This window comes from uncultured Kiloniella sp., from assembly GCF_937128705.1.
Taxonomy (GTDB): domain Bacteria; phylum Pseudomonadota; class Alphaproteobacteria; order Kiloniellales; family Kiloniellaceae; genus Kiloniella.
On record NZ_CAKZMP010000350.1, the window covers coordinates 1 to 10691 of the forward strand.

A 10691-nucleotide genomic window follows, 5' to 3' on the forward strand; every position below is an offset into this window, starting at 1 on the left:
GTTTCCGGGAGAGTTTTCTGGATCAACTTTTCACTCACATTCATGACCGATGGCACATTTTTCATTATTAGACTTAATTGGCATTATTTATATGAATATAGTCATTTATGCCAATAGGCAAGCATAAAAAGCGGCTCTATGATCATTTTCATCATTTATTGAACACGAAGATTTTGGAGACAGATCAATGACTTCTAACGTCGCCCTTGTTCCCGCCGCAGCCCCTGACGAAGCGTTGGCACATTTTGAACGCCGCCTGCGCCCGGAAACCGATTGCTGGGATACGCACTATGCGCTGACAGAGCAGGAACAGGATTTTGTCTTGCTGGATGTGCGATCACCGGATCTCTATGCAACTGGGCATATCCCCAAGGCCATCAACTTGCCTCACGGCAAAATCATTGCCCGCAAAATGCGTGATTATCACAATGACACCCTGTTCGTCGTTTATTGCGCAGGACCTCACTGTAACGGCGCCAACAAAGCCGCCATCCGCCTCGCCAAACTGGGCTATAAGGTAAAAGAACTGATCGGTGGTATCGAAGGCTGGAAAGACGAAGGCTTTGACCTGGTCACAGGTATTACCTGATGTTTTTTTTGGGGGGGCTGATTATTTTTGACGTCAACTAGAGATCACTAACGACAGAATCAGAGCCCGACAGACATCATTGCGTGGATCATGGAATGACCTGAATCACGAGATATAGATTTGCAGCACTTACAAACAGAAAAGACATCTGCCCGACACGAATACGTCGATGCAGATGCCTAATCAAAAATAGTTTAGCCCTTAGCGTTCAACCCGAAATTACAGCCCTTGAAGACGCTCAACCACGAGCAAAGCAACGGCGGCGCTATCGCCTACGTTGATCAAGGCATGGTCGCAATCGGCGGGGTAGCGGGCTGTGCCGCCAGCCTCGACGGTTTCGGTGTCACCAGCTGATTCAACTTCGATCCGACCCGACAACACCGTCAGGTGTTCGCGGGTCCCTTCGACATGAGGATCAGAGCGCAAGGCCCCTGCGGCTTCAAAGCTCAGTTCGTACCATTCGCACAGCGCGGCGTTTTCAACGGGGGAGAGAATACGCATCACACAGCTACCGTCCGGGCTGGACATGGTGGGCGTCAGGTTTGCGGGCACGGCCTCTATCTTGATCGCTTCCGGCTCACGCGGCGCGCCCTCTAGCAGTTCATAGATATCCATGCCAAAGCTTTGCGTCAGGCTCCAGAGCGTCGCAAAGGTCGGGTTGGCCTGTCCGCGCTCTATCTGCGAGAGCATGGATTTGGACACCCCCGAAAGCTTCGCCAACTGATCCAGCGTCAGCTTCTTTTCCTTGCGCGCATCCCGCACCTTATCACCGATCTGCGGAACACCCTTGCGTTTTGTACTCATACCTAACCTAGAACCTCTTTAGTGGAAAATCCACCATAGTGGATTTTCAAAGAAGGCGCCAGATGGAAGAGGTTTTGGAAAAGACAAAAGAAAGATATGCGACAACGAGGGTAAAGTTACACTCCCTAAGCTACGCTTTTCCACTTAACAGGCGTTACGTGCAACGTGCTGTCGTCGATAGCGACCATGACGTCGCCGTCCTGAATGGTTACGGATAACCTCATAGAGCGGTTGGCGAGCTCGGCCAAAGCGCGGGTGTCATCCCTTGAGAAGTTTGTAACCTCAAGATTAGCAAACCGGGAGGTGCTGTTTTTGATCTTCTCCCACCACATTTCTGCTGTGGAGCCACCGTAACAATAGATCATCACCTTTTTGGCTTTGCCACAGGACTGGCGCACAATCTTTTCCCCCGGCATGCCCAGTGCGATCCACAGATCAATCTCGCCACTCAGGCTTTTCTGCCACAGGTCCGGTTCGTCCTCGGTCGAAAGGCCACGGGTGAATTCCAGTTGCTCGTGGGCGTTCAGGGCAAAGCTCAGTACACGCACCATCAAACGTTCATCGGTTTCCGAAGGGTGTTTGGCCACAGTCAGATTATGGGTCTCGTAATAGTGGCGATCCATATCGGTAACGGAAAGTTCGACTTTATAAATAGTGGCATTTTTTGCCATGGGGTGTGCCTGTTTTGTTTTTTCGGGGGCAGTATGAAAAGATGTGTAATAGCTTGGATGACTTTGGGAAAGCAGAAAGAGAGGCACAGGGAAAAACGCAACGACATGAGAGAGCTCTGCACAGCGTATTATTTTGCCACTGATTATTGCCATATCCCTGTCGAGAAGGCATGAATAAAGAAGCATTATTATTTGAATAAATAACTTTGAACACGAGGAGCTTCCATGCAGATCGTCACAACTGATTCCATCGAGGGAAAACGCGTTGTTGCCTATAAGGGTATTGTCAGCGGAGATGCCATTGTCGGCGCTAACTTTGTCAAAGATTTCTTCGCCAAGATTACCGACGTTCTCGGTGGGCGCGCTGGTGGTTATGAAAAAGCCCTGCGCGGTGCCAAGAACCACGCCATGAACGATATGATCGAACAAGCCGAAGAAGTGGGCGCCAATGCTGTTATCGGTGTTGACCTGGATTATGAATCAATCGGTGGTTCCATGTTGATGGTCAGTGTCAACGGCACCGCTGTGGTTTTGGAAGACGCCTAACATACTTCGTATGAACATTTTGTGTGAGTTTTGATTGAGATCGATGTGGTTGCATCGGCCTTTTTCTTTTTGAGAGCCACGGCTTAAATACATATCAACTATAATAAAGGCCAGCTTCAATATTGAAGCTGGCCTTTATACTTAAGCCCTTAAAAAGCAGAGCAACGCTGTTGCTTAGGAAGAGACCATGTTCTTGAGCTGGCGGTTCGCCACAGCCAACATGGCGTAGTCTGGCTTTCCAGCCGCGTTCAATTCCGCGAGGATCTGTTCGGTCCGGTTTACCAGTGGCCGTTTGGATTCAGCCCACTCTTTGATGGCCGCTTCGACACGGTCGGTTTGTCCCGCCGCTTCGAGCACACGGGACGTTAATTCCCCCTGATGCCCATAGAGATCATCGACAATTGCCGTCACAGCCAGTTTATCCCATGCAGATTCACTCGGCAGACGACCCGCGGCACTTCGCAACCAGTCAAAACCATAGCGTTCTCCGATAGAGAAGTAGGTGCTACCAACAGTATCCACTGGCATTTTCAGCGTATGAGCAAGGCGTACGATATCACAAGCTGGCGTCAAAAGACGCAGACCCGCAATCCGCTTGGCAATATCTGCTGGAACGCCCTGCGCCTTGAAATCAGCAATTTTCTTTTTCAGAAGCACGGTGTTTTCCTTGGACAGAAGTTTTTCCAGCTGATCAGAAATAGTACCAACTTCCTTGCCATAGGAATCAACCTCTTTACGGATATCCAGCGGGTGTGCACCATGACGCAGGAACCAGACGGTTCCCTGTTCAATCAATCGACCACATTCCGCCAACAGCGTTGCCTGAAGCGACGCAGGTGCCTTGTTATCCAACCCTTCGATCATCGCAAACAACGAGTTCATATCGAACACTTCGCGGGCAATGGTATAGGCCCGTGCAATGTCGCATGACGCCATGCCGGTTTTTTCCTTTACCTCATAGACAAAGGTAATCCCGACACGGTTGACCATGTCATTGGTCACTGCCGTGGCAATAATTTCACGACGCAGGCGGTGTTCGCCAATTTGCTTGGCAAACTTTTTCCGCAAGGCCGTTGGGAAATAATCAATCAGCGTATCTTCCATATAGGAATCATCGGGCAGGTTTGAGCCCAATAACTCGTCATAAAGAGAGATCTTACTATAGGACATGAGGGTCGCAAGTTCTGGCCTTTCAAAGCCAAGACCTTGTTTCATGCGCTCGAGCACCATTTCATCATCAGGCAGGTATTCGATGACACGGTTGAGCAGCCCCTGTTTCTCCAATGACCGCATATAACGGGCAATTCGGTCAAGCAAGCGCCCACCGATATTGGCCGTGACCGAGATCGCCTGACTTTGTAGATAGTTATCTCGCAAGACCAGTTCGCCAACTTCATCGGTCATGGATTCCAGCAGCTTGTCACGCTGTTTTCGGGTCATATCGCCGTCCTGTTCGACAGCGCCGAGCAGAATTTTGATATTCACCTCGTGGTCAGAACAATCAACACCCGCAGAGTTATCCAGGAAGTCCGCATTCACACGACCACCGTTTTGCGCGTATTCAATACGTGCCCGGTGGGTCATGCCTAGATTGGCACCCTCACCGACAACGCTACAACGCAGTTCCTTACCATTGAGACGCAGGGCATCATTAGCACGATCCCCGGCATCACCATTGGTTTCACTGGAATGTTTCACGTAGGTTCCAATGCCACCAAACCAAAGCAATTCAGCTTTGGATTTCAACATGGCACGGAGCAAGTCATTGGGTGCCAATTCGTCTTCGGCAATATCAAACAATGCTTTTACTTCAGCACCAATTTTCAGTGACTTGGCACTACGATCAAAGATCCCACCACCTTTAGAGATCAGCTTTTCGTTATAGTCTGTCCACGATGAACGCGGCAGATCAAACAGACGCTGACGCTCGGCAAAGGATTTTGCCACATCCGGGTCAGGATCAATAAAAATATGTAGATGGTTAAAGGCACCGACAAGCTTGGTCTGATCCGACAACAGCATCCCGTTCCCGAACACATCGCCAGACATATCGCCCACACCAATTGCCGTGAAAGGTTCTGACTGAATATCCTTACCCAATTCGCGGAAGTGACGTTTGACAGACTCCCACGCACCCTTGGCCGTAATGCCCATTTTTTTGTGGTCATAGCCAGCTGAACCACCAGAGGCAAAGGCGTCATCTAACCAGAAGCCGTAATCAACAGAAACGCCATTGGCAATATCAGAGAAGGTTGCCGTTCCTTTATCAGCCGCCACAACCAGATAAGGATCATCCCCATCACGACGGATCAACCTTTCCGGTGGCACAACGTCACCAGCGACCAAATTATCGGTTAGATCCAGCAAACCACGGATGAAGGTTTTATAGCACTCGATACCTGAGTCGATAAAAGCTTCGCGCCCTTCGCTCGCTGGCGGTGGGTTCTTAACCACAAAACCACCCTTAGAGCCCACAGGCACGATAACTGAGTTCTTGACCTGCTGCGCTTTCACAAGGCCGAGAACTTCAGTTCTGAAATCTTCCCGACGGTCTGACCAACGCAAACCACCACGGGCAACAGGACCAAAACGAAGGTGCACACCCTCTATATCGGGGCTGTAAACAAAGATTTCACGATACGGCCTTGGCAAGGGAAGATCAGTGATCTTTTCCGAGTTTAGCTTGAACGACAGATAGGTTTTAAAATCGCCTTGCTCTGTTTTCTGCAGGAAGTTTGTCCGCAGCGTGCATTCAATCACATTACGGAAACGGCGAATAATTCTGTCTTCGTCAAGATTACTAACACCATCCAAGGCATCATTGATCTTATTGTTGAGATCATCTGCAAGTTGTTCGTCTCGCTCGGTCCCTTTGCCCATAAAGCGCACAAGGAAAAGATCGACAAGCATCCGGGTGATATTCGGATTATTCGCCAGCGTCTGTTCCATATAGCTTTGAGAGAAAGGAATCTGTGCCTGAAGCAAGTACTTGCAATAGGCACGCAGAACGGTGACTTCACGAACTTTCAAGCCCGCAATCAGAACCAGCCTGTTAAAGCCATCGTTTTCCATCTGTCCATGCCAGACAGAGGCAAAGGCCTCGTGAAATCCTTCGCGTAAACTGGAAATAGAAATTTCCTGATCACCAGAAATCACCATGTTGAAATCGTGCATCCACACGCTTTCACCTGTTTCATGAGAACTGAAGTGATACGGGATCTCACTGAAAACTTTCAGCCCCATGTTTTCCAACATCGGCAAGACATCAGACAATGGAACCGGATTATCGCGTAAATAAATCTTAAATCGCACCTGCTCGGGATCAGCACCAAGCGGACGGTAAAGGTTCATGGACAAGCCATCACCCTCAAGCGCTTCTTCGGCACGGGTGATATCAAAAACGGCATCGTTTTCGTTAAAATGTTCCTGATAATTAACTGGGAAAGCAGCCCCTAGGCGACGCATGGCCCGGATACCCTGTTCCTCGCCCCGATCCTCTATCAAGACTCGTTCAAGACGATCTTCCCAGGAACGACCAGCATCAGCAATACGTGCTTCTAACTCACTGACATCCACATCGGGTACCTGACCGCGGGTGGTCTTTACAATGAAATGAACCCGCGCCAGTACCGTATCGGACAGATGAGTAAAAAACGCACTGATCTGACCATTATAAGCACTACAAAGAATTTCCCCAATTTTACGACGCAGAGCCGTATCAAAACGGTCACGTGGAATATACGTCAAACAGGAAACAAAGCGTTCAAAAGGATCCTTACGTACAAAAAGCGCAATCCGGCGGCGTTCTTGCAGATGAAGAATACCGTGAGATATCGTCGAAAGTTCAGCACTGGAAATCTGGAACAGCTCATCCCGGGGATAGGTATCCAGAATATGGGTTAATCCCTTGCTATCGTGACTGCCAGATTTAAAACCGGACTTGTCCAGAACCTTCTTAACCTTATGACGTAACAACGGAATATCACTTGGTGAACAGGCATAGGCCGTCGAGGTTAAAAGACCCGCGAATAAAATTTCGCCGATCACCCGTCCCTTAGCATCAAAACGTTTCACAGCAATTGTATCAAGATGGACAGCACGATGTACCGTCGAACGACGATTGGCCTTTGTAATCCGTAACAAAACGGGCTTGGTCATGAAATCACGGACTTCAGCTGGTAGAGATCCAAAATCTCTTAGCCCGTCAAAAACATGGACATCAATATCACGCAACAAACCCAAAGAATCAGGCAAGACCTTTAGAATAGCATTGGTGCCTTCGCCCTCGAACTTGTATTCGCGATAACCAAGATATTTTCTCTTCAAAAGGAGTGTACATCGATTGTGTCGAACCTCCATGCCACCCGAGAAACGCACCTTTAGATACAACAACATTGTTACTTGCAGTGACTATGTAATTTGCACAGGAAGACGTGCAATATCGTTCTATAACAACCTTCAAATCAAATTTATGCACTAATTGGCCAATGTGCATTCCACCGAAAACTTCACCTCCAGAACTAGTCACAATTAACGTATCAATTTCCTTGGCGTGTTTAATTAATATACTTTCAAGTAACTTTGCATTTTCTTTTGACGTGTTGCCAATGAAACGAACAGTATCTTTATCAATTAAATCTATCTCATTTATCTTAACTTGAGGTGAGCCTGCACACCCAAAGAATAAGAGTAAGGCGAGAAATAAAAGATTACGCATTCTTGCTCCATAACGCACGTTTTGAGGTACACGTGCGCGGCTATAACGCGAAGGAACAACTGTTTCCGCCCTGCTGAAATCACATGTTATGTAGCGAAAAAACAACATACAAACTTGGGTTACTACAGAAACTAACCCTTCCCAATATTGAGCCCGACAGGTTAAGTCTCTTTTCGCCTTTTGATTGGAAACAAGCCAAACCAAAAGGCGCCTTCAAGAACAAGGCCCAATATGATGAACAAAAACACACCTGACTGAATTCCTTTGCTGTAAGATGCAATAGCGGCTGCTAGAAGAACTAGCGCAATAAGAATTCGATAAATAGCTTTCATTTAAACTCTCCTTTTTAAATGCCAAACGCTAAGCTGAATGGCAGTGATGTTGCGGCATTTAGTGGCTCACGCGTTAAGCGCCGGCCGATACTACAAGTAACCTGCTTTTTGGTACTTTCCATACCCTGCCCGAGTCAATTCCTTGAGCTCTTGAAAGAGTCTGGCATCTGTTGCTTTAAAATTAAAGCACGATTTGCCTTGCATTCGTTTTTGAAGCTCTGGCGATATACTTTCTAATAATTCTGGAAATACATAAACGGGCATCAGATGAAAGCTGACATAATTCTTATTGATTTTGACTGAGCCAAAATACATTGGCTTCTTGTTTTTCATAACGTGATGCGTGTTCAAATAAAAATTATCGGGATTATCAGTGACCACGACCATGCCATTGGAATATGGAGTCAGTATATCTTTGAGATGATGAAAAACTTCGTCTGGATTATTCACTTTTTTAAAACCTCAAGAGCAAAGAAATTGGGCACGCACAAACAATATAGTCTTAAATGCGCGCAAATTATAGAGACACCTTATCAAGCTCACCATCTACTCGTTTTCTGCTTTTCGAAGTATTTTGAAAATTCGGTTTATTGTGATTTCAGACAAGTTCCATTCATAACCGTTAAAGTCAGTAGTATTGATAAATTGAACGACTACGGTATCTAGATCTTTGTCATATTCTGCAAGGCTCTGATAGCCAATAACTAATCCTCCATGCTCGAAAACATAAGGGTAAATTTTCGCTTCGCCTGCATTGAAAATAGAACCGCTGTTTAGCGCTCGTAAGAACTTACCTACATCTTCTGCTGTCGCTAGCATACCGTAGTCGCGCGCCTTAACATCTTCCTCGTAACCAACGTAATAGCCGCTCATCACGTCGTCTTTATTGACTTCGCTCAATGAAAAATAGGTGTTGTTCAATTCAAGCGGAAGTAAAATGTTTTGCTTAATGTACTCGTGGTGACTGTACCCCAAAACCTTATCCATAATATTGCGAAGCAACAGATAGTTCGTGTTGGAATACTCATATCCATCACCGGGCTCAAAACTCGCCGGAAGATCTAGCGCAAAGTCGAGCGCTCGCTTACTGTTTTCCGGTTCGTTATCCCAGTAGGCAGCATTATCAGTGAAATTAGGGATCCCTGACTTATGCTGCACCATCATTTTAAGCGTTATTTTTTCTGAATGCTCAATTCTGTCTTTGAGTTCGGGTAAATGATCAACGAGTAAATCGTCTAGGGATAGTCGCTGTTCTCGCGCCATTTTGGTGATAGCCACAGCAGTGTACAACTTACTGATACTGGCAATTTTAAATAAAGAGTCGGGGGCAGCGGGTATTTTGTTATCTCTGTCTTTCCAGCCTGCTGTGTAAAAAGCTGGAGGTTTTCCCGCCTGATCCACGTAAACAATCATGCCGTCAAAGCCGTGGCTAATTGCTTCATCAACTTGTTCTTGTACTGTGTGTGGCAAAGGTAGGATCCAGGCTTTAACCAATATCCACGGAACGAAAAACAAGGAAACAATAGTACTGACTAGCAGAAGAAGCCTGATAATGGTTGTTCTTCGGTTCTTCGTCATTTTACCTTGCCCTTAAAGCTCGGCCTAATATTCTGTAAAATGTTCTTGTCGGTGTCTTCATTTTGGCGTCGACGCACGATTAGCTTCAACATCTTCGCTAGTCAAACAGCGCGAGTGAGTCTAGTTTAAAATGATAAACTGAAAAGGAATCCCCCTCTTCTTTTAGAGTGATAGTTAGTACTGCATCGCCATTCTCATATACGGCTGGAACAGTATAGGTAACAAACGTTCCTGAACCACCAGATGTTAGTGCTCTGGACGTAACTGTATTGAATTGATATTCGCCAATTTCAACTAACGCCCCCATCTTTGATAGCGCCTTTATAAGCCTTTTAAGATCATCTTCATTGATATTTTCTACTTCAGACGGAGTGAGGTAACTCTTAAAGGTATCTAGCTCCCAAGAGGAAATGTCAGCAATTGCAGTATCCATGTAAGGGATTGCCGTTTTCTCGTATTCAGAAGATTTATAGCCCGACCAAACAGCAATAAGTACAAATAGACAGATAAGGATTAGAAGCGCAATTCCAAATCCTTTTAACAGCTTCTTAAACATACCGTTCCTTTAAAATGTAATAACCTACTTTCTAGCTAGAAAGCTCCCTGTTCTATCGCTGAGCTCTCAGATAATCGTTTCGAGAAGCAATGGGAATGTTAGTTATAGGCATTAGACACCACACAATCCATACTAGCAGTACCTGAATAAGAATTATACATGTAAAATCAAACCGATAAGAAGCGTCAATGCCTGGCGCATTACCGCGAAACTAAGCAACGACCGACGTCTCATCCCAACGCAACTTATCAGAATGTGAAATTTACTCATGGTACTTTCGAATTACAGCAATCTTACCGTTCTCTATTTCTAGTACTTCCATCATTACTTGACTGTATTCAATAGGCTGATTGTTTTGCGGGTGCACGCCCTTGGCATAATTCTTATATCTGATAGCAATAGCAGAATGATTAAATGTAAAAACATCTAACAGCTCAGCACTATATTCTGTATGTGCGCCTAAATAGAACGTCATGCCCTCTCTCATTTGCTCCTTACCGTCAGGTAATCGCGTATCGTCTATCACCCATGGCAAATGTGAATGACCAACATCATCCGCGAGCAAATTTAAGTGATTTTCAAGCTCAACTTTTGTCGCGCCAGGGGCCTGAGTTGCAACCATTGTGTCGAAGTACTGTTGGGCAAGCTGCTTAAGATCTATTTTAATGTCTTCAGCCGATACCGTAGCTGACACTAGAAGTGATAATGCAAGAAGTAGATTTTTTTTCACTAGAAACTCCGTTTCACTTATTTCATATATTAACGAATTTGCCTAACTTGTCTCGGTTGGGACATTTTGCGTAATCATCTTTTTATGACCATGATAGCCATCATAAAACTGCTTATGTGCCGCATAAGAAAATGTATCGTTTCTTTCTGTATATTGCCCAATCCAATC

At 46.1% G+C, this 10691-nt stretch carries 11 protein-coding genes; 2 read left to right on the top strand and 9 right to left on the bottom strand.

What is annotated here, in order from left to right; genetic code table 11:
- Nucleotides 1-187 precede the first annotated feature (187 nt).
- Nucleotides 188-589: a rhodanese-like domain-containing protein gene (locus Q0241_RS17695; RefSeq protein WP_299380107.1), complete on the top strand. Its 402-nt coding sequence runs from the start codon at nucleotides 188-190 to the stop codon at nucleotides 587-589.
- A 219-nt stretch (nucleotides 590-808) separates the two neighbouring features.
- Here the strand turns inward: Q0241_RS17695 and Q0241_RS17700 are convergent, their stop codons facing one another.
- Both Q0241_RS17700 and Q0241_RS17705 read right to left on the bottom strand, forming a co-directional pair.
- Nucleotides 809-1393: an XRE family transcriptional regulator gene (locus Q0241_RS17700; RefSeq protein ID WP_299380110.1), complete on the bottom strand. Its 585-nt coding sequence runs from the start codon at nucleotides 1391-1393 to the stop codon at nucleotides 809-811.
- Nucleotides 1394-1518: 125 nt separating this feature from the next.
- Nucleotides 1519-2217, bottom strand: coding sequence for a YaeQ family protein (locus tag Q0241_RS17705; RefSeq protein WP_299380113.1), 699 nt, complete (start codon nucleotides 2215-2217; stop codon nucleotides 1519-1521).
- Between the two features lie 72 nt (nucleotides 2218-2289).
- On the opposite strand from Q0241_RS17705, the gene Q0241_RS17710 reads away from it, so the two are divergent.
- Nucleotides 2290-2610, top strand: a complete 321-nt coding sequence (locus tag Q0241_RS17710; protein ID WP_299380115.1) for a YbjQ family protein — start codon at nucleotides 2290-2292, stop codon at nucleotides 2608-2610.
- 174 nt (nucleotides 2611-2784) lie between these two features.
- Here Q0241_RS17710 and Q0241_RS17715 read toward each other — a convergent pair whose 3' ends face one another.
- From Q0241_RS17715 to Q0241_RS17745, 7 genes are all read right to left on the bottom strand, one after another.
- Nucleotides 2785-6936, bottom strand: a complete 4152-nt coding sequence (locus Q0241_RS17715; protein WP_299380117.1) for an NAD-glutamate dehydrogenase — start codon at nucleotides 6934-6936, stop codon at nucleotides 2785-2787.
- Complete coding sequence (locus Q0241_RS17720; protein WP_299380119.1) at nucleotides 6857-7327, bottom strand: hypothetical protein; 471 nt, start codon at nucleotides 7325-7327, stop codon at nucleotides 6857-6859. Before Q0241_RS17720 ends, Q0241_RS17715 begins: the two co-directional genes overlap by 80 nt.
- Nucleotides 7328-7488: 161 nt before the next feature.
- A complete protein-coding gene (locus tag Q0241_RS17725) occupies nucleotides 7489-7659 on the bottom strand; it encodes a hypothetical protein (RefSeq protein ID WP_167390646.1) in 171 nt (56 codons plus the stop codon).
- 90 nt (nucleotides 7660-7749) lie between these two features.
- Nucleotides 7750-8109, bottom strand: a complete 360-nt coding sequence (locus tag Q0241_RS17730; RefSeq protein ID WP_299380126.1) for a hypothetical protein — start codon at nucleotides 8107-8109, stop codon at nucleotides 7750-7752.
- Nucleotides 8110-8205: 96 nt separating this feature from the next.
- Nucleotides 8206-9237, bottom strand: a complete 1032-nt coding sequence (locus tag Q0241_RS17735; protein ID WP_299380129.1) for a serine hydrolase — start codon at nucleotides 9235-9237, stop codon at nucleotides 8206-8208.
- Between the two features lie 97 nt (nucleotides 9238-9334).
- Nucleotides 9335-9793 (bottom strand): hypothetical protein, encoded by a 459-nt coding sequence (locus Q0241_RS17740; RefSeq protein WP_014979244.1) that lies wholly within the window; start codon nucleotides 9791-9793, stop codon nucleotides 9335-9337.
- Nucleotides 9794-10055: 262 nt separating this feature from the next.
- Nucleotides 10056-10523 (bottom strand): nuclear transport factor 2 family protein, encoded by a 468-nt coding sequence (locus tag Q0241_RS17745; protein ID WP_171337101.1) that lies wholly within the window; start codon nucleotides 10521-10523, stop codon nucleotides 10056-10058.
- Between the last annotated feature and the right edge of the window lie 168 nt (nucleotides 10524-10691).

What these genes read in the sequence shown, in the direction of transcription:
- Q0241_RS17720 (WP_299380119.1), bottom strand. Translation starts at nt 7,327, where the DNA reads ATGCGTAATCTTTTATTTCTCGCCTTACTCTTATTCTTTGGGTGTGCA.
- Q0241_RS17725 (WP_167390646.1), bottom strand. Translation starts at nt 7,659, where the DNA reads ATGAAAGCTATTTATCGAATTCTTATTGCGCTAGTTCTTCTAGCAGCC.
- Q0241_RS17710 (WP_299380115.1), top strand. Translation starts at nt 2,290, where the DNA reads ATGCAGATCGTCACAACTGATTCCATCGAGGGAAAACGCGTTGTTGCC.
- Q0241_RS17705 (WP_299380113.1), bottom strand. Translation starts at nt 2,217, where the DNA reads ATGGCAATAATCAGTGGCAAAATAATACGCTGTGCAGAGCTCTCTCAT.
- Q0241_RS17695 (WP_299380107.1), top strand. Translation starts at nt 188, where the DNA reads ATGACTTCTAACGTCGCCCTTGTTCCCGCCGCAGCCCCTGACGAAGCG.
- Q0241_RS17700 (WP_299380110.1), bottom strand. Translation starts at nt 1,393, where the DNA reads ATGAGTACAAAACGCAAGGGTGTTCCGCAGATCGGTGATAAGGTGCGG.
- Q0241_RS17735 (WP_299380129.1), bottom strand. Translation starts at nt 9,237, where the DNA reads ATGACGAAGAACCGAAGAACAACCATTATCAGGCTTCTTCTGCTAGTC.
- Q0241_RS17740 (WP_014979244.1), bottom strand. Translation starts at nt 9,793, where the DNA reads ATGTTTAAGAAGCTGTTAAAAGGATTTGGAATTGCGCTTCTAATCCTT.